Genomic DNA, 24613 nt, shown 5'->3' with positions numbered 1-24613 from the left:
GAAGCGGTACTGCAAGCCGGGCCGGCGCGCGCCGGCCCTTGCATTACAGGGCCTGCAGCGACTCGACCGCGGTGGCGATTTCGCCCGGCTCCATCGCGCGCAGGATGCGCCGGGTGCGGGTGGTAACCGCGGACAGGTCCGTGTTCAGGATTTCCTGCTTCACCGCCAGCAGCTGCGCCGGGTGCATCGAGAATTCGCGCAAGCCCATGCCCAGCAACAGGCGGGTAAGCTTGACGTCGCCCGCCATCTCGCCGCACACCGCCACGTCCAGGCCGGCCTTGTGGCCGGTGGCGATGGTCGAGGCGATCAGCTGCAGCACCGCCGGATGCAGCGGATTATACAGGTGCGCCACCTCGTAATCGACCCGGTCGATCGCCAGCAGATACTGGATCAGGTCATTCGTGCCGATCGACAGGAAATCCATGCGCCGCACGAACAGCGGCAGCGCCAGCGCCGCGGCCGGGATCTCGATCATGGCGCCGACCTCGATCCCTTCGTCGTACTTGACGCTCTCTTCGCGCAGCTGGGCCTTGGCCTGCTCGATCATGTTCAGGGTCTGGTCGATCTCGAAGGCGTGCGCCAGCATCGGGATCAGGATGCGCACCTTGCCAAACGCGGAGGCGCGCAAGATGGCACGAAGCTGCGTGAGGAACATCTGCGGCTCGGCCAGGCAATAGCGGATCGCGCGCAGGCCGAGCGCGGGATTGAGCGCCGTGTGCTCGGTCTGGTCGAGCGGCTTGTCGGCGCCGACGTCGAGCGTGCGGATCGTCACCGGGCGCCCCTTCATCGCCAGCACCGCCTTGCGGTACTGCTCGAACTGCTCGTCCTCGTTGGGGATGCGCAGCGCCTGCGCGCCGCTGCCCATGAACAGGAATTCGGAGCGGAACAGGCCGACGCCGTTGGCGCCCGCTTCCAGCGCCGCCGGGCAGTCGTCGGGCAGTTCGATATTCGCCAGCAGCGTGATCGCGGCGCCGTCGCGCGTCACGGCCGGTGTCTTCTTCAGCTTGAGCAGGCGCTTGCGCGCCTTGATCATGGCCTGCTGGCGCGCGCGGTACTGTTCCAGCACCAGCTGGCCCGGATTGCAGATCACCACGCCGGCGTCGCCGTCGACGATCACCCAGTCGTCCTGCTCCACCAGGCGCGAGGCCTGGCTCATGCCGACCACCGCCGGGATGTCCAGGCTGCGCGCCACGATTGCCGTGTGCGAGTTCTGGCCGCCGACGTCGGTGACGAAGCCGATGAAGGAGCGCGGCACGCCGGGGCGGTCGCGGAAGGCCAGCATGTCGGCCGGCGAGATGTCGTGCGCCACCACGATCATCTGCGGCGGCGGCTGGTCGGGGTCGATCTCGATCGGCGGCACGCTCAGCGCGGTGCCGGTGAGGACCTTCAGCACCCGCTCGGCCACCTGCTGGATGTCGTGCTTGCGCTCGCGCAGGTACTCGTCTTCGATCTCGTCGAACTGGCTCGACAGCTCGTCGATCTGGGTCACCAGCGCCCATTCGGCGTTGTAGCGGCGCGCGCGGATGATGTCGAGCGGCGCTTCCGAGATCAGCGGGTCGGACAGGATCAGCGCATGGACATCGATGAAGGCGCCCAGTTCGGTCGGGGCGTCCTTCGGCAGGTCGGTCCACAGCTCTTCGAGGTTGCGGTGCACGGCGGCGATCGCGTCCTGCAGGCGCCGCACCTCGGCCTCGACCTGCTCTTCCGGCACCAGGTAGTGCTTGACGTCGAGCGCGGCCGGCGTGAGCAGGTGCGCGCGCCCGATCGCGATCCCGCGCGAGACCGGAATGCCGTGAAGGAGGAAGGAGGCCATGCTGGACCCTGTGGAGCGAGACGCCACCGCCGCCGTGTCGAACCCGGAGGCGGGCGGCGGCATTACTCGCCTTCGCCGAACTTGTCGTTGACCAGGGCGGCCAGGGCGGCCACCGCTGCTTCCTCGTCCTTGCCCTCGGCTTCCAGGGTCACCTTGGCGCCCTTGCCGGCGGCCAGCATCATGACGCCCATGATCGACTTGGCGTTGATCCGGCGCCCGTTGCGGGTGAGCCAGACGTCGCTCTGGTATTTCGCGGCCAGCTGGGTGAACTTGGCGGAAGCGCGGGCGTGCAGGCCCAGCTTGTTGATGATCTCGAGTTCTTGTTGAATCATGTTCGCTTTATCGTTGTATTTGTCGAATCTGTATCGCCATCACGCCATGGTATTGCCTGTGTCAGCCGGAGCCGACCCGGATCCGGTTGTCGACCCGCACCGCCCCGTTCTGGGCGCCGGCCAGCGCCATCTCGACCACCACGTCGAGCGTGTCGCGCCGGTAGGTGATCGCGCGCAGCAGCATCGGCAGGCTGATGCCGGCGATGATCTGCACGTTGTCGCTGTTCGACAGCGCGTTGCAGCAGTTGGACGGCGTGCCGCCCTTGATGTCGGTGATCACCAGCACGCCGTCGCCCTCGTCCAGGCGCCCGATCGCGGCCTTGGCCAGGCAGTTGACCTCGTGCGGGTCCTGGTCGGCTACCACGTCGATCGCTTCGAAGCGCTCGGTGGGGCCGCGGAAGACGTGCGCCACCGCGGCGATGAATGCCTGGCCCAGCGGTGCGTGGGTCAGGAGCAGGATGCCTACCATGTCAAATATTCGCTCGTTGCTTGGGCTCTCGCCCGGTATTTACAGCTTAATGTTGTTGCTGGGCCTGCGCTTCGACGGCGTCGATGAACATCGCGGCCACGTCGAAGCCGGTCTGGTCGAAGATCTCCTGGAAGCAGGTCGGGCTGGTGACGTTGACCTCAGTCAGAAAATCGCCGATCACATCTAATCCTACCAGCAACAGGCCACGCTCGGCCAGCACCGGGCCCAGGGCCTCGGCGATGGCGCGTTCGCGCTCGCTGATCGGCTGCGCCACGCCCAGGCCGCCGGCGGCCAGGTTGCCGCGCACTTCGCCGCCCTGCGGGATGCGCGCCAGCACGAACGGCACCGGCTTGCCGCCGATGACCAGTACGCGCTTGTCGCCCTTCTCGATGGCGGGGATGAATTTCTGCGCCATGATGGTATGGCGGCCATTGGCGGTGAGGGTCTCGATGATCGAGCCCAGGTTCAGGCCATCGCTTTTGACGCGGAAGATGCCGGCGCCGCCCATGCCGTCCAGCGGCTTGAAGATCACGTCGCCGTGCTTGGCGTGGAAGGCGCGCAGGCGCTCTTCGCTCGAGGTGACCAGGGTCGGCGAGGTGTAGTCGCTGAACTGGCCGATCGCCAGCTTTTCGTTATGGTCGCGGATCGCCGATGGGCGGTTGAACACGCGCGCGCCCTGGCGCTCGGCCAGTTCCAGCAGATAGGTGCCGTAGACATATTCCATGTCGAACGGCGGATCCTTGCGCTCGATGATGGCGTCGAACGTCGACAGCGACACCTCTTCGGCCGGGTCGGCGCGGTACCAATCAGTTGCATCGCCGGTCAGGTGGATGCGCGCCACCCGGGCGCTGACCACGCCTTCTTCCAGCACCATGTCGCGCTGTTCGAACGCGTACACGGCATGGCCGCGCCGCGCCGCCTCGCGCATCATCGCGAAAGTCGAGTCCTTGTAGGTCTTGAAGCCGGACAGCGGGTCGGCGAGAAAAGCGATTTTCATGGGGCATCCAGTTGAGGTGATGACCTGATTTTAGCCCGAAACGGCAAATCTCGCGGCCGAGGCCCCACTTCCGGTTTCTGCCTTGCCTCATTCATGTCAGACAAGGAAATGCACTTCAGCAATTTGCGAGCTCACAGGGTTTCCACGTGAGCAGCCTCAATCGCGCTGCGCTGGACACGGGTCACCATAGGGTCATGGAACCACCATCCAACAGCCAAGCCGAACAGGAACGCATCCGCCACGTCTACCGCGCCTGGCACGGCGGCGCCGCGCTGGCGCGCTACGCCTGGAACCGCCCCGAGATCCTGCAGCAGGTGGCGGCGCGCGCGCGCGGCTTCGCCGATCTGCTGTCCAGCACGGTCGGCTCCGACCTGGCGTCGGTCGAGGTGCTGGACGTCGGCTGCGGCACCGGCGGCTTCCTGCGCCAGCTGATCGACTGGGGCGCGACCCCGGCCAAACTTACCGGCACCGAATTGCAGAAAGACCGGCTCGACCACGCCCGGCGCTGCACCGCGCCCGGGGTCCGGTGGCACCTGGGCACGCTCGAGGCGCTGCCGCAGGCCGGGTATGACCTGGTGACGGCGCAGACGGTGTTTTCCTCGGTGCTCGATCCGGTCCTGCGGCGCGAGCTGGCAGCGCAGATGTGGCATGCGCTGCGCCCCGGCGGCTGGTGCCTGGTGTTCGATTTCAGGTATGACAATCCCCGTAACCGCAACGTGCGCAAGGTCACGCGCGCCGAGTTGCAGGAATGGTGGCCCGGCAGCGGCCAGCGCTACCGCAGCCTGGTGCTGGCGCCGCCGATCCACCGCGTGCTGGCGGGGGCGCCGTGGCTGGCGTGCGAACTGCTGACGGCGATCGCGCCGGTACTGCGATCGCATTTCATGTACGTGGTGCGCAAGGAAGAATGATGGCGCCGGCCGTATGGTAATTCATGCGATGGCTGGACGCGTGGACGGCGAAGCCGTCCACCCTACGTTATGTATCAATATCCGATCAATACACTTCCGGATCCGGATCGGTACGCTCCAGCTCGATCGACGCCGCCAGCATGCCCAGGCGCGCCACCACGCCATACACGTAGAAGCGGTTCGGCGCCGCCGTGCCCGGCTTGGCCTTCAGGTCCGGCATCGCATGCTGCTGGGCAAACGCCAGCGGCACGTACTGCGAACCGGGCGAATTCAGGTTCTGGTCGATGCCGCGTTCGGCGTGCACGCGGTAGAAGCCGCCCACCACGTAGCGGTCGATCATGTACACCACCGGCTCGGCCACGGCGTCGTCGATCGACTCGTGGGTCGGCACGCCTTCCTGGATGATCAGGTCGGTCACGGCGACGCCGTCCTTGATCACCGACATGCGTGCGCGCTGGGCGGGGGTCAGGTCGCGCACTTCGCTGGCGTCCTTGATCGTCATCACGCCCATGCCGTAGGTGCCAGCGTCGGGTTTGAGGATCACGAAGGGCTTCTGCTCCTTCATGCCGTATTCCTTGTACTTCTTCTTGATCTTGGAGAACAGCGCCGCCACGCTGTCGGCCAGCTCTTCGGTGCCGACGTTCTCGCGCAGGTCGACTTCGCCGCACTTGCTGTGCAGCGGATTGACCAGCCACGGGTCGATGTCGATCAGCTTGCCGAACTTCTTGGCAACTTCATCGAACGCCTTCAGGTGGTTGCTCTTGCGGCGCAGCGCCCAGCCGGCGTGCAGCGGCGGCAACAGCGCCTGCTCGTAGACGTTTTCCAGGATCGGCGGGATGCCGCCGGACAGGTCGTTGTTGAGCAGGATGGTGCACGGGTCGAAGTCGGCCAGGCCCAGGCGGCGGCCGTTGGGCGAGCGCACCAGCGGCTCCAGCACCAGCATGTTCCCGTCCGGCAGCGCCAGCGGGGTCGGTTCGGTGATGTCGGGCGAGAACGAGCCCAGGCGCACGTGCAGGCCGGTCTGGCGGAAGATCTGCATCAGGCGCGCCACGTTCTGCAGGTACATCGGGTTGCGGGTGTGGGTTTCCGGCACCAGCACCAGGTTGCGCGCGTCGGGGCAATACTTGTCGATCGCCGCCATCGCGGCCTGCACCGTCAGCGGCAGCATCTCGGCGGCCAGGTTGTTGAAGCCGCCCGGGAACAGGTTGGTGTCGACCGGCGCCAGCTTGTAGCCGGCATTGCGCAGGTCGACCGAGCTGTAGAACGGCGGCGTATGTTCCTGCCACTCGAGGCGGAACCAGCGTTCGATCGCCGGGGTGGCTTCGAGAATTTTCTTTTCCAGGTCCAGCAAAGGACCGGTCTGGGCGGTGGCGAGGTGCGGAACCATGAATGAGGACTTCCTTGTTGTGCGCTTCTTGTTGTTAATTTAAGTCGGCAATTGCATATGGGGGTGCGCAATTCATTTTAAAGGGAAAGCCCGAGAACGCAAAAACGCCACCCCTGCTCGCGCAGGGATGGCGTTGTAAAGACCGACGATGAAGCGATCAGTAGCGGTAAGCCGACTCGCCGTGGCTGGTCACGTCCAGCCCTTCACGCTCTTCGTCTTCCGGCACGCGCAGGCCGATCACGATGTCGACCAGCTTGAAGGCAATAAACGCCACCACGGCCGACCAGACGACGGTAACGACCACCCCGTGCGCCTGCACCAGGACCTTGTCCGCGATCGAATAAGCGGTGTCCATGGCATTGGTGGTGTAATCCCACACGCCCTGGCCGCCCAGCGATGGAGATGCGAACACGCCGGTCAGCAACGCGCCCAGGATACCGCCCACGCCGTGCACGCCGAACACGTCGAGCGAATCGTCGGCGCGCAGCAGGCGCTTCAGGCCGGTCACGCCCCACAGACAGACAACGCCTGCCAGCAGGCCCATGATCAGGGCGCCCATCGGACCTACGAAGCCGGCGCCCGGGGTGATTGCCACCAGGCCCGAGATGGCGCCGGAAGCGGCGCCCAGCATCGACGGCTTGCGCTTGAAGATCCACTCGGCGAAGGCCCACGATACCGTGGCGGCGGCGGTTGCCAACAGAGTGTTGATGAAGGCCAGCGCGGCGACATCGCCCGCTTCCAGTGCCGAACCGGCGTTAAAGCCGAACCAGCCGACCCACAGCATCGAGGCGCCGACCATGGTCAGCGGCAGCGAGTGCGGCGCCATCGATTCGCGGCCGTAGCCGATGCGCTTGCCGATCACATAGGCGCCCACCAGGCCGGCCACGGCCGAGTTGATGTGCACCACGGTGCCGCCGGCGAAGTCGAGCGCGCCCTGCTGCCACAGGTAGCCGGCGCCCGCCGTGACGCTGGCCAGCGAAGCGGCGTCGGTGATCGCGTCAGGGCCGGCCCAGAACCAGACCATGTGCGCCATCGGCAGGTAGGCGAAGGTGAACCAGATCACCACGAAAGCCAGCACCGCCGCGAAACGCGCACGCTCGGCGAAGGCGCCCACGATCAGGGCGCAGGTGATGGCGGCGAAGGTGCCCTGGAAGGCGACGAAGATGAACTCAGGAATCATCGCCTCTTTGGTGAAGGTGGCGGCCATGCCGAATTTGCCGGTCGCCGGGTCCCAGATGCCGTTCAGGAACAGGCGGTCGAAGCCGCCGATGAAGGCGTTGCCTTGCGTGAACGCCAGCGAGTAGCCATACAGGCACCACAGCACGATGATCAGCGAAAACACCATCATGACTTGCATCAGGACCGACAGCATGTTCTTGGCGCGCACCAGGCCGCCGTAGAACAGCGCCAGGCCCGGAATCACCATCATGACCACCAGCAGCGTGGCGACAAACATCCACGCGGTATCCCCTTTGTTGATGGACTGCGCCGCCATGGCCGGAAGGGCCGTGCCAAGGCCCAGCATGGCGGCAAGAATCATTGTAGTTATACGCTTCATATGGAACTTTCCCTCTTACAGTGCGTCGTTGCCGGTCTCGCCGGTGCGGATACGGATGACCTGGTTCAGGTCGGCCACGAAGATCTTGCCGTCGCCGATCTTGCCGGTGCGGGCAGCGCCCTGGATCGCGTCGATCACCTGGTCGACGACGGCATCGTCGACGGCGGCTTCGATCTTGATCTTGGGCAGGAAGTCGACCACGTACTCGGCGCCACGGTACAGCTCGGTGTGGCCCTTCTGGCGGCCGAAGCCCTTCACTTCGGTCACCGTCATGCCTTGCACGTTGATTTCCGACAGCGCTTCGCGCACCTCGTCGAGCTTGAAGGGCTTGATGATGGCGGTAATCATTTTCATGGTATTGCCTCTTTTGCTATCAAAAAGTTTTTGAAACACTGAGCACCGCAGCCGACTTGCCCAGGTTTTCACCGGATGGGCTCAGGTAGCCGTCGGTATTGGCCTTGATCCAGGCCAGCGACAAGGTCGCCACGCCGAAGTCCTTGGTCACGCCGACCTTGTAGTCGGTGTACGAGAACGCGCTGTTGTTCTTCACGCGCTGGCGGCCGACGTGCAGGTTGAGCAGGAAGCCGTTGCCGACGTCGATGTCGGCGCCCAGGTCCAGGTAGCCGCTGCGCTTGCTGTCGGCGGTGCCGAACAGGTTGGTGGTCGAGTGCGAGTACTTGGCATAGGCCGGGCCGAAGCCGAGCTTGCCGTACAGTTCGAAGGTGTTCGCACTCGGGCTCAGCCCATTGTCCGGATAGTAGTAATACAGTCCGCCGACGTCGTAGCTGACCGTCTCGGTCAGTTGGCCGCGCTTGCCGGCGTACAAATCCCATTCGATATTGCCGTCTCCGCCCAGGTCTTTCGTCCACTTGATAGTGGACAACCAGGTGCCGACGTACAGGCCGGTCGGGCCATGCACGTAGTCGACGCCGCCCTGCAGGGCCGGGTCGAGGCGGGTTTGCGACAGGCCGCGATAACGGTAGTCGCTGGTGATGCTGGCGTTGTAGCTCACCTGATGTTCGGCGGGTTGTTCCTGAGCCATGCCCGGGATGCTGGTAAAGGCCAGGATGGCCAGGCTGGCTGCTGCACGTGTTGCTTTGCACTTCATGACAAACCCCCTTGATGAACGGTAAAGCTGTTGCGGTTTAAAATCCTCTTCTGGTTACGCATTCAAGGTTTGATTTAGCAGGATGTGTGCCAGCCCAGAATGGGGGGAAAAAATGCCTTGTTTTTTTGGTAAACACACCCCATATCGACATTGCTTCAACACAAGCGACCGCGCGGTGCGTCCAGCGCGCGGCATGGCGCACCAAATCAGGCCGTATTGCACTCTCGTGGTGCGTGCGGCCCCGGCATAAAGGGATACAGGGATATGAACAGCAACTTCTTCAGCGATATTCAAGGCAAGATCAACCAGGCACTGGAAAGCGGTCCGGCCAAGGACATCGAACGCAACGTCAAGGCGGCGATGACCCAGGGCTTCGCCAAGCTCGACCTGGTGACCCGCGAGGAATTCGATATCCAGGCCCAGGTGCTGGCCAAGACCCGCGCCAAGCTGGAAGCGCTCGAGCTGCGCGTGATCGAACTGGAAGCGCGCCTGTCCGGCCAGCCGGCCGCAGCCAGCGCAGCCGCTACCCGCGCCGAAGCGGCAGCCACCGCGGCAGCGGGTGCGCGCTCCGACGCGGCCTTCCCGGCCGCGCCGGAAGACCCGACCGTGGCCGAGCCGCAGCAGTCCGGCCTGCATTCCAGCCCGACCCTCGACAAGAAGTAAGCCGGCCGCATTCATGGACGGCGCGACGAACATGAATGCGATCGACGGACTTGCCGGCGGCCTGGCGCCGCAGGAAGTCTCCCTGGACGTGCTGCGCGAGAAGTATGCGCACGGCAGCGAGCGCAGCATCGGCGACGTGCGCCGGCGCGTGGCGCACGCCCTGGCCGCGCTCGAACCCGAATCGGTGCGCGCCGAACACGAGGCGCGCTTCGTCCGGGCCCAGCAACAAGGCTTCGTGCCGGCCGGGCGCATCAATGCCGCCGCCGGCCGCCAGCTGCGCGCCACCCTGATCAACTGCTTCGTGCAGCCGGTGGGCGACGCCATCACCGGCAGTGACGACGGCCTGCCCGGCATCTATACCGCCCTGGCCGAAGCGGCCGAGACACTGCGCCGCGGCGGCGGCGTCGGCTACGACTTCAGCGCCATCCGCCCGCACGGCAGCAAGGTGCACGGCACCGCCTCGCAAGCCTCCGGCCCGGTGTCGTACATGGAAGTGTTCGACGCCTCGTGCCGCACGGTGGAATCGGCCGGCGCCCGGCGCGGCGCCCAGATGGGCGTGCTGCGGGTCGACCATCCCGACATCGAGCGCTTCATCGCCGCCAAGGACGGGGGCGCGCTCACCAACTTCAATATCTCGGTCGGCGTCACCGACGCCTTCATGCGCGCGGTGGAAAACGACGCCGGCTTCGAGCTGGTGCACCGCGCCGAACCGGGAGATGAATTGCTTGCCGCAGGCAGCCACCGGCGCGAGGATGGCCTGTGGGTCTATCGCACGGTGCGCGCGCGCATGCTGTGGGAAAGCATCATGCTCTCGACCTACGACCACGCCGAGCCGGGCGTGCTGTTTATCGACCGCATGAACCTCGAGAACAACCTGTGGTACTGCGAGCGGCTGGCCGCCACCAATCCCTGTGGCGAGCAACCGCTGCCGGCCTACGGCTGCTGCGACCTCGGTTCCCTGAACCTGACCGCCTTCGTCGATGCGCCGTTCACGCCGGACGCGCGCCTCGACTTCGAACGCCTGCGTGAAGTCGCGACGGTGGCGGTGCGCATGCTCGACCTGGTGCTGGACGCCACCGAGTGGCCGCTGGCGCAGCAAAAGCTCGAGGCCCACCAGAAGCGCCGCATCGGCCTCGGCTTCCTGGGCCTGGGCAGCGCGCTGGTCATGCTGGGACTGCGCTACGACAGCGAAGCCGGCCGCGCCATGGCGGCGCGCATCGCCGAAGAACTGCGCGACAGCGCCTACGCCGCCTCGATCGACCTGGCGCGCGAAAAAGGCGCCTTCCCTCTGTTCGACGCCGACCAGTACCTGCGCGGCCAATTCGTCGCGCGCCTGCCGCAGGCGCTGCGCGACGCCATCCGCGAGCACGGCATCCGCAACTCGCACCTGCTGTCGATCGCGCCCACCGGCACCATCTCGCTGGCCTTCGCCGACAATGCCTCGAACGGCATCGAGCCGCCGTACGCCTGGACCTACCTGCGCAAGAAGCGCACCGCGGACGGCGGCACGCGCAGCTACGAGGTGGCGGATCACGCCTGGCGCCTGTACCGCCAGGCCGGCAACGACATGGAGGAGTTGCCGCCGTCGTTCGTCACCGCGCTCGAGATGCGCGCGCTCGACCACTTGCGCATGGTGCAGGCGGTGCAGCCCTTCATCGACACGGCGATCTCGAAGACCGTCAACGTGCCGGAGGATTATCCCTACGACGACTTCCGCGGCCTGTACCTGGAAGCCTGGCGCGCCGGCCTGAAAGGGCTGGCGACCTATCGCCCGAACACGGTACTGGGTAGCGTGCTGTCGATCGCGCCGCGGCCGGATGCGCAATCGAACACCGTGCCGGCCGCGGATCCGGAGCAGCCGGTAGCGCTGCCCGACGACGATCCGCTGCGCAAGCGCTTCGAACGGCGTCCGCTGGGCGAGCTGGAATCGGTGACCTCGAAGATCGAATATTCGACCCAGGAAGGCCGCAAGAGCGCCTACCTGACGGTGAGCTTCCTGCGCACCGAGGGCGTGTGGGAAGGCAGGCCGGTCGCCATCGAGCGCCCGTTCGAATTCTTCATGCCGGCCAACCAGCGCACCGGCGGACACCAGTGGATCACCGCCTCGATGCGGCTGCTGTCGATGGTGGCGCGCGCCGGCGGGCCGATCGCGCGCGCCCTGGCCGACATGCGCGACGTGGTATGGGAAAAAGGCCCGGTACGCTGCGGCCACCTGCTGCGCGAGGACGGCGTGGCGGTGCCGGTGTACCACGACTCCGAGGTCGCCGCGATCGCCTTCATGCTGCAGCGGATCCTGATCCGGCGCGGCTTCCTCGACGAACAGGGCAACCAGGCGCCGGTGCCGCAGCTGGCGCGCGCCTTCGCCGCACGCTCGGGCATGGGCGCGGATGTGGGAAAGCCGGCGCCGCAGCCGGCCGCGGTTGCGAATACCGAAGACGCCCTGCCCGCTCTGTCTTCCACCAACGGCGCCAAGTGCCCGGAATGCGGCGCCCGCGCGCTGCGCAAGGTCGACGGCTGCACCCGCTGCGCATCCTGCCACTACGTCGGCGAGTGCGGCTGACCATTTCGCCTTCGCGGCGGCGCTGGCGTGCTTCGGCTACATCGTCGCGGTGGCGCTTGCCAAGGAGCCGCTCATCGTGACGTGAGCGGTTCAGCGCCCCTTCAGCGACGCCAGCCGGGCCTTGGCTTCTTCCTGCTCGCACGGGTCGAGCGGCGGGTGACCGGTCAGCGCGGCGCGGTAGGCCGAGATCGCGCGCCGCTTGTCGCGCCGCGCTTCGGCCACCTCGCCCAGCATCTTGTACACGTAGGGCCTGGGCGCGACCAGCGCCGCCCGTTCCAGCTGCGCGGCGGCCTCGGTCAGCTTGCCCTGAGCGCGCGCCACCAGCGCCAGGCCGTAGGGTCCGAGTTCGCTGGCCGGCGCGCGCCGTCCCAGTTCCTGAAACAGGCGCGCGCTCTCGGCGTAGCGGCCGGCGTTGAGGTGGGCGCTGGCCAGTTCCTGCAGCAGGTCGCGCTGGCTGTCCTGCACCAATTCGTATTCGGACAGGTCGGCCGCCAGGATGTACTGCTCGGCGTCGCCCGGCCGGCCCTCTTCCAGCGCGTACAGGGCGCGCATCAGGCGCGTCAGGTCGGGGTCGGTGCGCTGCGCTTCGCTCGCCAGTTCGCGCGCGCGGCTCTCGCTGCCGCCCAGGAAGAACGGCGTGGACAGGTAAAAGCGCAGCAGCGCCACGCGCGCGCGGTAATTCTTGGGATCGAGGTTGAGCGCGCGCTCGAAGTTGTCGCGGATCGGCCGCGCCTGGCGCACCAGTCCGAACAAGCCGCCGGCGCGCGCCTGCGCCGCCTGCACGTTGGCGAGCGCCTCGGCGCACAGGCTGGCCTCGGGATTGGCGCGCACGCAGCGCGTGGCCAGGGTGCGGGCTTCCTGCAGATGGCCGCCATGGCCGCGCGCCAGCGCCAGGTCGACGCTGCCGGCCAGCGCCGCCGCGTCATTCGCATTGCCTGCCAGCCGCTCGGCGATGGCGCGGTCGGCCTCGACGTAGCGCTTGTGCTGCACCATCTGCGCCAGCGGGTCGGCCTGGCCTGCCTGCGCCGGCGCACCCGCCAAGGCAAGCAGCGCCAGCGGCGCCAACGTTTTCCACCACGACCACGCGTTCGCAAGCATCGCTTTCCCCTCCCGTCGCGCGGGCTGGCCGTCGTCGCGGCCGCCTCACGTCATGCACTCTGGATAAGCGTTGTCTTTATTGATTGAAAACAAATCGTCACACACTGGTAACTGTTCGTCAATACGCAAAAGCCACCGGAAGCATGAAATTTTTGCGGAAGTCGGCAAATTCGACACGTTGCGCAGCATCACCAAATTGGCCAGCAATGTGCGCACAGGGACAGGCGTTGCGCTTGCCGGAATGACGTTGTGTTTAACGGGATGGGGATGCGCGCTGCGCGGCGCGGTATTTCGCCAGCTCGGCCTTGAGCCAGGCGGCGCTGTCGACCGGCGCCGCGCTTCCGCAGCGGACCTGGTAGGGTTTGCCGGTCATGCTGCTTTCGCTGGCGGCGCGGTCAATGAAATCCTCGCTCGTCGCGATCAGGTCGCGCTTGACCAGATACTCATACTTGCGCTCCAGGTGCTGGGCCGCCTTGCCGGCCTCGTGCCAGCTGCCGTTGCGGTGGAAGCTGCAGCCGGACGCGTTCAGGTAGCCGACCAGGTGCGCGATCTCGGCGCGCGCGGCCGGCGTGGGCGCGGCCTGCGCCAGGGTCGAAGACAGGGACAGCGCGGCGGCAAGGGCAAGCAGGATCGGTTTCATCTGGAGGCGGCGAAAAGGCGGACAGCGCCAGTATGCCCGTTTGCGCGCGGCGTGTGCGCCGTCCTGGCGCCACGCCGCGCGGCCACGTCAACCGCAGTGCATGCATCGCATGTTCCTGTCACCTGAAGCCAGGGCAGGCGCAACTGACGAAGGATGGGCCACTGCCGGATTGCACCGGCGGCAACGCCAGCTCCTTCTTACTCGATCGCGACTTCCTTGCGGTTGTCGCGCGAGACGCGGTCGATCATCTTGTTGTACGGGTCGACGCCGACCTCGAACGGCTGCTCCTTGACCGTGACCGTGACCACCGGATTGGCGCCCGACAGCGCGCGCTTGTCCAGCAACAGCACGCGCTCGTCGGCCTCCGAAGCGCCCTTGGCGCGCGCGAACACGCCGATCTCCACCGGCTCGTCGTAGGCGCGCGCCGTTTCCTGGCCCATGCCATCGGCCTGCATCTTGGCCAGGTGCAGCTTCATGGTCACGTCCCATTGGCCGTCGCTGCGCTTGCTGGCGCTGGCCTCGAGCACCCGGTTATCGTAGAACACGATTTTCTCGAACATGTCCGCGATCAGGGCATGTTTGGACGCAGGCGCTTCGGCGCGGATGTAATCGAGCAGCTCGCTGGACGTGGTGAACGGCGACTCCTGGTAGCCCTTGTCGGTCAGGAAGCGCTTCAGTGCGCGGTTCAGCGCCTCTTCGCCGATCTCGTCGCGCAGGCGATAGAAGATCAGGCTGCCCTTGCGGTAGTGGATGTAGTCCTGGTTTTCCACGCGCGCCAGCGGCAGTTCCTCGATCTTCTCGCTGCCGCGCGATTGCAGGTAGCGATCCAGTTCGTAGCGCAGGAAGCGGCGCATCTGGTGGCGGCCGTATTCCTTCTCCATCACCATCAGCGCCGAATACTGCGACAGCGATTCGATCAGCATGCTCGCGCCCTGCACGTCGGCCGCGGTCACCTGGTGGCCCCACCACTGGTGCGCCATCTCGTGCGCCGTGACGTAGAACACATAGTCGATGTCTTCCTTCTTGCGCAAGTCGGCGATGAAGCCGATCGACTCCGAGAACGGGATCGTGTTGGCGAACGACTGGGCGAAGCTCTGGTAGTTGGGGAACTCCAGGATCCGTACCTGCTTGTGCTGGTAAGGCGTGAACTGGGTAGTGTAATAGTCGAGCGACTTGCGAGTCGCCTCGATCATCCGCTCCACGTTGTAGCCGTGCTTGGGATCGTGATAGACCTCGATCGGGATGCCGTTCCACTCGCCCTTCTTCACTTGCCAGTTCGCCGACAGGTAGGCAAAGAACGGCATCATCTTCCGGTCCATCTTGTAGTGGTAGAAGTTGCGGCCGTTCTCCTTCCACGACTTCTGCAGGTAGCCCGGCGCCAGCGCGATCTGATCGCCGCCCGTCGAGACCGTGGTCTCGAAACTGATCCAGTCGGCGCCGGCGCCGAACATCGAATTGGCGCGCGCCGCCACGTCCTCGAGCTTGGCCATGCGCTGCGGTTCGCCCAGGCCGCGCTTGCGGCGTTCGTTGCGGTCGGTCAGTTCGAAGTCCGGCTGGTAGCCGATCAGCGGGAAGAATTCCTGGTTGTTGAAGAAGGTGCCGTTCAGGTTGATGGTGTCGGGCGTGCCCGAGTTCGAGTAGCCCGGGCGGCGCACGTCAACCGTGAAGCGCAATGGCATGCTCGCTCCCGGCGCCAGCGGCTGGTCCAGCTTCAGGATCAGGAAGCCCGACTCCCTGTCGTCCAGGATCACCCGGTGCGGCGGCAACTGGCCCAGCGTGGTGACCACGTCGGCGTTGCGCTGCAGGCGCAGGGTGTCGAGCGGTCCATTCGTCTTGTTCTGCAGGACGTAGCTGCCGCTGACCAGCACGCGGCGCTGCTCGGGATAGATGTCGACCGCGGCGCGCACGTCGGTGACCTTCGGATGCGGCAGGTCCTTGTACCGGCGATACGCCTTTTCGTAGCGCGCCTGCTTGTCCATGGTGACGTCCTTGGCTTCGTAGCGGTCCAGGGTGACGGTGTTGTGGAAAATCCAGCCGCCCACCAGCGCGAACGCCACCGTGCACAGCGCCAGCGCGGCGCCGCTGCTGCCGCTCAGGCGGCGCAGCGCCGCGCGCAGGCGCGGACGCCATCCGGCCGACAGGCCGCGCACCCAGAAGGCCTGGGCCACGATCAGCGCCGCCACGCAGAACAGGGTCCAGTACAGCGCGAACCAGGCCCACCCGGTGAGGAAGTGGCCGAAGCCGTTCATGTCCGAGTACGGCGTTTCCGGCAGCAGCCCGATGTTGTAGAGGTTGTGATCGAAGTGCATCACGCTCAGCACGATCTGCGCGATCATCAACACGATCATCAACAGGTAGCCGATGAATTTATTGTTGGTCACCACCTGCAGCACGATCGCGATCAGCGCCATCAGGACGTACGGCAAGCCGGCCATGAACACGCCTTTGATGTAGACACCGAGTTCGACCGGCGCCCCGCCGCGGTACAGCTGGATCGCGATCGCGGTCAGGATGCCGGCGCCGAGGAAGGCCAGCACCACACCCACCAGCGCCAGGCTCTTGGCCACCAGCGGCGCCCAGTTCGGCATCGGCATGGCGTCGCTGACGTCGGCGATCCTGGCCTGGCGCTCGCGGAAAATCAGCTCGCCGGCATAGAAGGTGACGATGATGATCAGGAAGAAGCTGAAGCTGCCGTTGAGCAGGTCGATCATCAGGTGGGTGCGCGGATAGACGTCGGTGCCGAACATCTTGTCCAATTGGCTCGAGCTGCCGACCATATTGAGCATCCCGAACAGCAGCATGACCAGGAACGGCACGCTCCTGAACACCGAGACGGCGTCGAACTTGAGGATGTGCCAGCACTGGATCCAGCGCGTGGCGGCGCCGAAGCGCGGCTCGATGCGCGGCAGCGCCGCCTGGGTCGGTGCGGCCGGCGCCGCAGCAACCGCTTTGGCCTTGCCGAACAGGCGCTTGCCGGTGCCGGCGCGCTGCGGCTTGAACAGGGCCAGCGTCAGGCCGAGCAGCGCCAGCGCGACCGCGCTCCACAGCAGGCGGTTGCCCAGCATGTAGCCGCGGATGTCGGGCAGGCCGGCGTTCGATTCGGCGGTCGAGAAATAACGCGTGGCGCGGCCAAGGGCGCGCACGCCGAACGGGTCGGCCAGCACCGCGATCCACTCGTTGTCGATGTTCGAGGTGAAGCTGCCGGCCACGATCCACAGCACGAAGAAGGCCATCACGCCGACGTACACCATCATGATCGAGCGCGTGGTGGCGGCCAGCAGCATCAGGAGCGCGCCGATGAAGAACAGGTTGGGCACCACGATTACGCCCAGCGCCCACAGGTAGGCCGCGCCCGGGAACGGGCCGACGCGCTGCGGATCGATCCACGGCATCAGCGGCCCGAGCATCATCCCGAGCACGATCAGGACGAAGATGAACAGGCAGGCCACCAGGCCGGCGCCGAAGCGCCCGACCAGGTAGTCGCGCTTCTTCATCGGGGTGGCGAACAGCATGTCGGCGATGCCGACTTCGCCGTCGCGCAGCACGCTGCCGGCGATGAAGATGGTGACCACGAACATCGACATCAGGCTGAACACGCCCAGCAGCTGCGCCACCACGACCGGCGCGTTGCGGTTGACGTTGCCGATGCTGCCGCCGACCTGGATCGCGTCGGTGGTGGTGGCGCCGAAGGCCAGCGCGCCGAAGATCAGCGCGCACACCCACAGCAGCGGCTGGCGCAGCTGGAAGTCCAGCTCGAACTTGAAGAATTCTCTCAGCATGCCCGCTCCCTTATTGGGTACCCGCTGCCGTCACCGGAACCGTAGCGCCCGGCGTGACGGTCGTGGCGACATCGGCCGCCCGGCCGGCGCTGCGCACCTGCAGGAAGTAGACGTCTTCCAGGTCCGGCTCGACGCTGGTAAAGCCGTCGTCCGGTTGCGACTCGGCGTACACGTTGATCTGCGGCCGGCCCGCCACCAGGCGCGTGGACAGCACGTTGAAGCGCTGCTGGTATTCCGGCAGCGCTTCCTGGCTCACGGTGCGACGCCAGACGCGGTTCTTGAGCGTGTCGATCGCCGCCTGGGGCTCGCCCTGCAGCAGCACCGTGCCCCTGGCGATCATCGCCATGCGCGGGCACAGGTCGGTCACGTCCTCGACGATGTGGGTCGACAGGATCACCACCACCTGTTCGCCGATCTTGGCCAGTAGATTGAGGAAACGGTTGCGCTCATCGGGATCGAGACCGGCGGTCGGCTCGTCGACGATCACCAGGCGCGGCGCGCCGAGCAGCGCCTGGGCGATGCCGAAGCGCTGGCGCATGCCGCCGGAATAGGTGCCGAGGCCGCGCTTTCTTGCTTCCCACAGGTTGGTCTGGTTCAGCAAGGCTTCGACGATTTCCTTGCGCTCGCCCTTGTGGGTGATGCCTTTCAGGACCGCGAAGTGGTTCAGCAGCTTCTCGGCGCTGACCTTCGGATACACGCCGAAGTCCTGCGGCAGGTAGCCGAGCCGGCGCCGCAGCGCCTCCTTGTCCTGCAGGACGTCGAGACCGTGGAAGTGGATGCTGCCGCTGTCGGGATCCTGCAGCGTCGCGATGGTGCGCATCAGCGAGGACTTGCCGGCGCCGTTGGGCCCGAGCAGGCCGAACATGCCGTTCGGGATGTCGAGACTGACGTTGTTGATGGCCTTGACGCCGTTGGCATAGGTCTTGTTGAGCTGCTGGATCGATAACATCGCTTGCTTCTCCCGAGTTCCGTTGATGATGTTCTGCCCCGCGCGAGAACTTGACGCGAGAATTATTATTGCCTCCAAGATAATGTAGCGTTAATGATTTGCAATGTCAGCTTTTTGTGACAGGCGGTGGAAATCCGGGAATGGGCGACGAATTTGCAGGTATATGCACATCGCATGCGCACCCCTGTCCGCTCTCAACAGGTGGCCATGCGAGCGTCTTAGGATAAGGGCCACCCTACTCGCCAGCACAAGGAATCCGATGAGCCTTGCCGTCCTCAGAAGCCGCGCCCTCGCCGGCATGGAAGCGCCCGCCGTCAGCGTCGAAGTCCACCTCGCCAACGGGTTGCCGGGTATGGCGATCGTCGGCCTGCCCGACACCGAAGTGCGCGAAGCCAAGGACCGGGTGCGCGCGGCGCTGCAGAATTCCGGCTTCGATATTCCGGCACGCCGCATCACGATCAACCTGGCGCCGGCCGATTTGCCGAAAGAGTCGGGGCGCTTCGACCTGCCGATCGCGCTTGGCATCCTGGCGGCGTCGCGCCAGATCCGCGGCGATACGTTGGAAGGGTACGAATTTGCAGGCGAGCTGTCGCTGTCGGGCGAGCTGCGCCCGATCCGCGGCGCGCTGGCGATGGCCTTCGCCATGATCCGCCAGAACGAGCACGAAGGCAGTGCGCGCGCCTTCATCCTGCCGCTGGCCAATGCCGACGAGGCGGCGCTGGTGGACGCCGCCGCGATCCACCCGGCGCGCACGCTGCTCGAGGTCTGCGCGCATTTCGCCAACACGCCGGATGCGCCCCGCCTGGCGCGCTACGGGCGTCCAGCCCTGCCGCTGGCGCCGGTGTATCCCGACTTCGCCGAGGTCAAGGGCCAGCAGCACGCCAAGCGCGCGCTCGAAGTGGCGGCGGCCGGGGCACACTCGGCGATCCTGATCGGGCCGCCCGGCGCGGGCAAGAGCATGCTGGCGGCGCGCTTTCCCGGCCTGCTGCCGCCGATGAGCGAGCGCGAGGCGCTGGAATCGGCGGCGGTGCAGTCGCTGGCCGGCGGCTTCTCGCCCGAGCGCTGGCGCCGGCGGCCGTTTCGCAGTCCGCATCACACGACGTCGGGCGTGGCGCTGGTGGGTGGCGGCAACCTGCCGCGTCCCGGTGAAGTCTCGCTGGCGCATCATGGGGTGCTGTTCCTTGATGAACTGCCCGAGTTCGACCGCCGGGTACTGGAAGTGCTGCGCGAGCCGCTCGAGTCGGGCCAGATCACGATCTCGCGCGCGGCGCACCAGGCCGACTTTCCGGCCCGCTTCCAGCTGATCGCGGCGATGAATCCCTGCCCTTGCGGCTGGCTGGGCCACGCCAGCGGCAAGTGCCGCTGCACCGGCGAAGCGGTGCTGCGCTACCAGGGCCGCATCTCGGGGCCGTTGCTGGACCGTATCGACATCCAGCTGCCGGTGGCGGCGCTGCCGCCCGACAGCATGGGCGCCCAGGCCGAAGGAGAGCCGAGCAGCGCCGTGGCGGCGCGGGTGGCGCAGGCGTATGCGTGCCAGCTGCAGCGCCAGGGCCATGCCAACAGCCAGCTGGCGCCAAGCGAGGTCGACCTGCACTGCGCGCCGGACGACGCCGGCCGGCGCCTGCTGCACAGCGCAGCCCAGCATCTGCACTGGTCGGCGCGCGCCTATCACCGCGTGCTCAAGGTGGCGCGCACGGTGGCCGACCTGGCCGGCGCCGAACATGTAGCGGCGAACCACGTGGCCGAGGCGATCGGCTACCGCCGCGCACTGCGCGAGGATTGATTATGGATGGAAGGCGGGCGCGCCGGCTCAGGCGGGCGTGGCGGCCTGCTCGCGCGCCGCGCGCTTGATCGCCTGCGGCGGCTGGCCGAAGGCGCGCAGGAAGGCGCGCCGCATGCGTTCCGGATCGGCGAAGCCGGTCTCGCGCGCCACCACGTCGATCGAATGGTTGCTGCTTTCGATCAGGGCGCGCGCCGCCTCCACCCGCAGCACCTCGATCGCGCGCGCCGGCGATTGTCCGGTCTCGAGGCGGAAGGTACGGCTGAACTGGCGCGTGCTCAAGTTGGCCGCTTCGGCCAGCTCGTCCACCGACAAGGGTTTGCGCAGGTGGCGCTTGGCGTAGCTGAGCGCCTGCTGGATGCGGTCAGACTTCGGCTCCAGCTCGAGCAGGGCCGAGAACTGCGACTGGCCGCCGCTACGGCGGTGGTACACCACCATCTGGCGCGCGATGTGCTTCGAGGCGTCCTTGCCCAGGTCGGCTTCGACCATCGCCAGGCACAGGTCGATGCAGGCGGTCATGCCGGCCGAGGTCCAGATGCGCCCGTCGTTGATGAAGATGCGGTCTTCCTCGACCCGGGTCCTGGGATAGGCGCGCTGCAGGTCGCGCGCCAGCGCCCAGTGGGTGGTGGCGCGCCGGCCTTCGAGCAGGCCGGCTTCGGCCAGGATGAAGGCGCCGGTGCAGATGCTGGCGGTGCGGCGCGAGGCGTGACTGGCGGCGCGCAGGAAGTCCAGGAAGGGCCCGGTCGAGCGCATGCCGATCGGATGCATGATGCCGGCCACGATCAGGGTGTCGTAGTCGTGGCGCCCGAAGGCTTCGGTGAACACGCCGACGCCGGACGAGCTGCCCAGCACTCCGCCCTGTTCGGACAACAGGGTCACGTCGTAGAACGGGCCGCCGTCCAGGCTGTTGGCGATCTCGAACACGGTGGTGGCCATCAGATCGAGCGCCTGGAAGCCCGGGGGTAGCAGGAAGCCGATTCTGCGTTTCATGATGGGTCCTCGATGGTGGCCGCTTGATGGCGCGCGTGATTGCAGATCATACGTCAAGCGCGCGGCGGCGGCGCAAAAAACCGGTGAGTGGCCGCGCCGGGACTGCTACCATCGTCCCATGCGACCACACATCCTGTTCCCGGCGCGCGGCGCCCTGATGGCCGCGGCCGTGCTGGCGGCATCGCTGCTGGCCGGCTGCAACCCGACCTATAACTGGCGCGACCACGCCAGCCCGGATGGCGCCTGGAAGGTGCTGTTCCCGGCCAAACCCGCCACCTTCGCCCGCAGCGTCGACCTCGACGGCCTGCAGGTGGAGATGACGATGACGGCGGCCGAGGTCAACGGTGTTACCTTCGCCGTCGGCAGTGCGAGCGCGCCCGATGGCGCCCGGGCACAGGCGGCGCTGCCGGCGATGCGGCGCGCACTGCTGCGCAATATCGGCAAGGACGATGACGTCGTATCTGCTGCACCGGCCGCACGGGACGGCTTGCAGGTCGACGCGACCGGCAGCAGCAACGGCCAGCCGGTGCGTCTGCAGGGGCGCTTCGTGGCGCGCGGCGTGCGTGTGTTTCAGGTGATCGTGCTGGGCAAGCCAGATGGCGCGCCGCCGGAGCAGGTCGAGCAGTTCATGACTTCGTTCACCGCGCAATAGGGACGACCATGGACGACAGTATCAACGACAGCGCGCCCGCGCTGCGCATCGAAGGCCTGCGCAAGCAATTCGGCCGGCCCGCCGTCGACGGTCTCGACCTGAACGTACGGCGCGGCGAGCTGTACGCGCTGCTGGGCCCCAACGGCGCCGGCAAGACCACCACGCTGCGCCTGGTGACCGGCCTGCTGGCGCCGGACGCCGGCACGATCGAGGTGCTCGGCGTCGACCTCGCCCGCGAGCCGGCGGCGGCCAAGATGCAGATGGCCTACCTGCCGGACGAGCCGCTCTTGTACGGGAAGCTCAAGCCCTACGAATACCTCGAGTTCGTTGCCGGCCTGTGGGGCGTGCGCGCCGACGAGGCGGCGCCGCGCGCCCAGGAGCTGCTCGACTGGCTCGACCTGAGCCGCCACGCGCACGAGCTCACCGAGGGCTTCTCGCGCGGGATGAAGCAGAAGCTGGCCCTGGCCGGTGCGCTGATCCATCAGCCGCAATTGCTGATTTTGGACGAGCCGCTCACCGGGCTCGACGCGGCCGCGGCGCGCCAGGTGAAGGACCTGCTGCTGTCGCACGTGGCGGGCGGCGGCAGCGTGATCCTGACCACCCACATCCTCGAAGTAGCCGAGCGGCTGGCGCAGCGCATCGGCATCATCCGCGAAGGACGCCTGATCGCCGAAGGCACGCTGGACCAGTTGCGCGAGCGCACGCAAGGAGGCAGCCTGGAAGAGGTGTTCCTGCAGCTGACCGCGGCGTCATGAGGTTTGCCGCCGGGAGTGGGCTGTGGCTGCTGCGGCACGAGCTGCGCCTGTTCTGGTATGGCGCCGGCAGCGGCAAGGGCCATGGCGCCGGGCGACGGCCGGGCATGGGCACGATCGCGACGGTGGCGCTGGTGTGGCTGGCGCTGCACGCGGCCGGTTGGCTTGCGATGTGCAATCTGGCGGGCATCCCGGTCGGCGATCCGCGCATCCTGCTCGCGGTGACGGCGCTGCTGGCGGTGAGCGGCACCTTCATGCTGTCCACTGCCATCAAGTCGAGCGTGCTGGCGCTGTTCGAGCGCGGCGACCTGGATCTGCTGCTGTCCTCGCCCTTGTCCTCGCGCAGCATCTTCAGCGTGCGCCTGGCCGGCGTGGTGGCCTCTACCGCCGGCATCCACCTGTTTGTCCTGGCGCCGTTCGCGCACGGCGCACTGCTGCATGGTCAGTGGCGCTGGCTGGGCGTGTATCCGGCGCTGGTCGGCATTGCGGTGCTGTGCGCCTGTGCGGCCATGTTACTGACGCTCGGCCTGGTGCGCCTGATCGGCGCGCGCCGCACGCGGGTGGTAGCGCAGGTGATCGGCGCGCTTGCCGGGGCCCTGCTGGTGATCGCATCGCAGACGTATTCGCTGTTCGAGCGCCAGTGGCAGGGCCGCATGCGCGAGCTGCTGGGCGGCATGCTGGGCCCCGATGGCGTGCTGGCCGAGGACAGCCCGGTGTGGCTGCCGGCGCGTGCGCTGCTGGGGGATCCCGGCCCGATGCTGGCGCTGGCGGCGCTTGCCGTCGCCGCGTTCGCGCTGACGGCGCGCCATACGCACCGCTTCTTCGCAGTCGGGCTGCAGCTGTCGGCTTCCACCGGTTCTTCGTCGGCGCGCCGGAAAGCCGCGCCGGTGCGTCTGCGCTTCGGGCGCAGCCTGTTCGATACCGTGGTGATCAAGGAGTGGCGCCTGATCGTGCGCGATCCGCAGCTGATCTCGCAGGTGCTGCTGCAGCTGCTGTACCTGGTGCCGATGTGCTTCGTGGTGTTTCGTGACGACGGCTTGCACGTACCGGCGATCGGCGCCGGCCTGACCTTGCTGGCCAGCTCGCTGGCCGGGTCGCTGGCATGGATCGCGCTGTCGGCCGAGGATGCGCCCGACCTGCTGCTGGTATCGCCGGCGTCGCCCGGCGCTCTGCGGCGCGCCAAGCTGGCGGCGGCGGTGATGCCGGTGCTGGTACTGGTCGGCCTGCCGCTGTTGTGGCTGGTGGTGCGCTCGCCGCTGGGCGGACTGGTGCTGTGCTTCACCGCCAGCGCCGCCGTACTGGGCGCCGGGATGATCGTGTTCTGGTGCGGCCGGCCGGGGGTACGCAGCAACTTCCCGGCAAGCGGCAAGCGCGGCTTCGTGATGAACCTGCTGCAGTTGCTGAACAGTCTGGCATGGGGAGGCCTGGCCTGGCTGCTGGCCGCCGCAGCACTGGCGCCACCGTCCGGCAATGCCGCACTCCGGGCTGGCGCTGCCTTTGGGGTGGCGCTGCTCACGCTCGCTTCGGCCTGGCTGATGAGGCAGCCGCGGGATCGCGCCGTGTGAGCGCTCGCGCACGATCACGGTGCGCCATACGTGCTATCGTTTAATCACTAACAAAACCAAGAGATAGCTATGTTGATCACATTTAAATGCAAGTCGTACCCCGAAGTCCTGATGTATCAGGAACACGCCAAACGCATCTTCGACCTGCTGGACAAAGAACCGGAACGCGGCGTCATCACGTCGGCTGAAGCCGCGCGCGCGATCGACCTGATCGAACCGGAGATCGAAGAAAGCCGCAGGCACCAGGCGTCCGAACAGGTGGCGCAAGACATCCATGCCCACGATCGCGACGCCGACGATCATGACCACGGGCCAATCGAAGTCGTCAGCTTCTCGACCCGCATGTATCCCCTGCTCGAAATGCTGCGCTCGGCCCGCGACAACAAGACCGATATTCTTTGGGGTGTTTGACGCTGCGACGTGAGCTTCACCAATGACGTCATCGTAGGGTGGACGGCTGCGCCGTCCACGCGTCCAAGCAGCTGATTAAGTGCCGATCTGCCAGACATTTCAGCTGCTGGTGTTCGGCGACAGAACGCAAAAAAGCCCGCTCAGATCACTGAGCGGGCTTCTTCTTATAACTAGCCTGACGATAACCTACTTTCACACTGGT

The 24613-nt window shown here is 66.7% G+C and carries 20 protein-coding genes and 1 pseudogene; 8 read left to right on the top strand and 13 right to left on the bottom strand.

The window, feature by feature from the left end:
• Window positions 1-43 precede the first annotated feature (43 nt).
• The 4 genes from ptsP to gshB all read right to left on the bottom strand — a co-directional run bounded on the left by ptsP (window position 44) and on the right by gshB (window position 3611).
• On the bottom strand, window positions 44-1813 hold the full coding sequence (gene ptsP / locus QPK27_RS10295; RefSeq protein ID WP_290418140.1) for a phosphoenolpyruvate--protein phosphotransferase: 1770 nt from the start codon (window positions 1811-1813) through the stop codon (window positions 44-46).
• Between the two features lie 62 nt (window positions 1814-1875).
• A complete protein-coding gene (locus QPK27_RS10290) occupies window positions 1876-2145 on the bottom strand; it encodes an HPr family phosphocarrier protein (RefSeq protein ID WP_290418139.1) in 270 nt (89 codons plus the stop codon).
• Window positions 2146-2206: 61 nt separating this feature from the next.
• Complete coding sequence (locus tag QPK27_RS10285) at window positions 2207-2614, bottom strand: PTS sugar transporter subunit IIA (protein WP_290418138.1); 408 nt, start codon at window positions 2612-2614, stop codon at window positions 2207-2209.
• 46 nt (window positions 2615-2660) lie between these two features.
• Window positions 2661-3611 carry a glutathione synthase gene (gshB, locus tag QPK27_RS10280; protein WP_290418137.1) on the bottom strand — a complete coding sequence of 317 codons (951 nt, stop codon included), beginning with the start codon at window positions 3609-3611 and terminating at the stop codon, window positions 2661-2663.
• Between the two features lie 194 nt (window positions 3612-3805).
• Here gshB and QPK27_RS10275 point away from each other — a divergent pair, with 194 nt between their 5' ends.
• Window positions 3806-4519, top strand: a complete 714-nt coding sequence (locus tag QPK27_RS10275; RefSeq protein WP_290418136.1) for a class I SAM-dependent methyltransferase — start codon at window positions 3806-3808, stop codon at window positions 4517-4519.
• Window positions 4520-4604: 85 nt separating this feature from the next.
• On the opposite strand, the gene gshA is transcribed toward QPK27_RS10275, so the two are convergent.
• The 4 genes from gshA to QPK27_RS10255 form a co-directional block, all read right to left on the bottom strand.
• Window positions 4605-5906, bottom strand: coding sequence for a glutamate--cysteine ligase (gshA, locus tag QPK27_RS10270; protein WP_290418135.1), 1302 nt, complete (start codon window positions 5904-5906; stop codon window positions 4605-4607).
• Between the two features lie 157 nt (window positions 5907-6063).
• The gene (amt, locus tag QPK27_RS10265) at window positions 6064-7464 is read right to left on the bottom strand and encodes an ammonium transporter (RefSeq protein WP_374047044.1); all 1401 of its coding nucleotides are present in this window, start codon (window positions 7462-7464) and stop codon (window positions 6064-6066) included.
• Between the two features lie 15 nt (window positions 7465-7479).
• On the bottom strand, window positions 7480-7818 hold the full coding sequence (gene glnK / locus QPK27_RS10260; RefSeq protein ID WP_005667790.1) for a P-II family nitrogen regulator: 339 nt from the start codon (window positions 7816-7818) through the stop codon (window positions 7480-7482).
• Between the two features lie 19 nt (window positions 7819-7837).
• On the bottom strand, window positions 7838-8572 hold the full coding sequence (locus QPK27_RS10255) for a TorF family putative porin (RefSeq protein WP_290418133.1): 735 nt from the start codon (window positions 8570-8572) through the stop codon (window positions 7838-7840).
• A gap of 264 nt (window positions 8573-8836) precedes the next feature.
• On the opposite strand from QPK27_RS10255, the pseudogene QPK27_RS10250 reads away from it, so the two are divergent.
• Both QPK27_RS10250 and QPK27_RS10245 read left to right on the top strand, forming a co-directional pair.
• A pseudogene (locus QPK27_RS10250) lies at window positions 8837-9067 on the top strand (accessory factor UbiK family protein); the annotation flags it as partial.
• A gap of 199 nt (window positions 9068-9266) precedes the next feature.
• Window positions 9267-11795, top strand: a complete 2529-nt coding sequence (locus tag QPK27_RS10245; protein WP_290418132.1) for an adenosylcobalamin-dependent ribonucleoside-diphosphate reductase — start codon at window positions 9267-9269, stop codon at window positions 11793-11795.
• 90 nt (window positions 11796-11885) lie between these two features.
• Here QPK27_RS10245 and QPK27_RS10240 read toward each other — a convergent pair whose 3' ends face one another.
• The 4 genes from QPK27_RS10240 to QPK27_RS10225 form a co-directional block, all read right to left on the bottom strand.
• Entirely contained in the window at window positions 11886-12893 is a 1008-nt protein-coding gene (locus QPK27_RS10240; RefSeq protein WP_290418131.1) for a hypothetical protein, read from the bottom strand.
• Between the two features lie 253 nt (window positions 12894-13146).
• The gene (locus tag QPK27_RS10235; protein ID WP_290418130.1) at window positions 13147-13533 is read right to left on the bottom strand and encodes a DUF5329 domain-containing protein; all 387 of its coding nucleotides are present in this window, start codon (window positions 13531-13533) and stop codon (window positions 13147-13149) included.
• Window positions 13534-13730: 197 nt separating this feature from the next.
• Window positions 13731-17312, bottom strand: coding sequence for a M1 family aminopeptidase (locus QPK27_RS10230; protein ID WP_290418129.1), 3582 nt, complete (start codon window positions 17310-17312; stop codon window positions 13731-13733).
• A 10-nt stretch (window positions 17313-17322) separates the two neighbouring features.
• Window positions 17323-18261 carry an ABC transporter ATP-binding protein gene (locus QPK27_RS10225; protein ID WP_290418128.1) on the bottom strand — a complete coding sequence of 313 codons (939 nt, stop codon included), beginning with the start codon at window positions 18259-18261 and terminating at the stop codon, window positions 17323-17325.
• A 259-nt stretch (window positions 18262-18520) separates the two neighbouring features.
• On the opposite strand from QPK27_RS10225, the gene QPK27_RS10220 reads away from it, so the two are divergent.
• Complete coding sequence (locus tag QPK27_RS10220; RefSeq protein WP_290418127.1) at window positions 18521-20044, top strand: YifB family Mg chelatase-like AAA ATPase; 1524 nt, start codon at window positions 18521-18523, stop codon at window positions 20042-20044.
• Between the two features lie 27 nt (window positions 20045-20071).
• Here the strand turns inward: QPK27_RS10220 and QPK27_RS10215 are convergent, their stop codons facing one another.
• Entirely contained in the window at window positions 20072-21031 is a 960-nt protein-coding gene (locus QPK27_RS10215; RefSeq protein ID WP_290418126.1) for a GlxA family transcriptional regulator, read from the bottom strand.
• A gap of 118 nt (window positions 21032-21149) precedes the next feature.
• On the opposite strand from QPK27_RS10215, the gene QPK27_RS10210 reads away from it, so the two are divergent.
• The 4 genes from QPK27_RS10210 to QPK27_RS10195 all read left to right on the top strand — a co-directional run bounded on the left by QPK27_RS10210 (window position 21150) and on the right by QPK27_RS10195 (window position 24411).
• Window positions 21150-21683, top strand: a complete 534-nt coding sequence (locus QPK27_RS10210) for a hypothetical protein (protein WP_290418125.1) — start codon at window positions 21150-21152, stop codon at window positions 21681-21683.
• Between the two features lie 8 nt (window positions 21684-21691).
• Complete coding sequence (locus QPK27_RS10205) at window positions 21692-22438, top strand: ABC transporter ATP-binding protein (RefSeq protein ID WP_290418124.1); 747 nt, start codon at window positions 21692-21694, stop codon at window positions 22436-22438.
• Window positions 22435-24000, top strand: a complete 1566-nt coding sequence (locus QPK27_RS10200) for a hypothetical protein (RefSeq protein ID WP_290418123.1) — start codon at window positions 22435-22437, stop codon at window positions 23998-24000. Before QPK27_RS10205 ends, QPK27_RS10200 begins: the two co-directional genes overlap by 4 nt.
• Before the next feature lie 69 nt (window positions 24001-24069).
• Entirely contained in the window at window positions 24070-24411 is a 342-nt protein-coding gene (locus QPK27_RS10195) for a DUF1840 domain-containing protein (protein ID WP_290418122.1), read from the top strand.
• The last annotated feature ends 202 nt before the right edge of the window (window positions 24412-24613 follow it).

It is taken from the genome of Massilia sp. YIM B02443 (assembly GCF_030411955.1).
Classification (GTDB): Bacteria; Pseudomonadota; Gammaproteobacteria; order Burkholderiales; family Burkholderiaceae_D; genus Telluria.
Note: the sequence above shows the minus strand (reverse complement) of the source record. Positions and strands in the feature narration are given on the sequence as shown.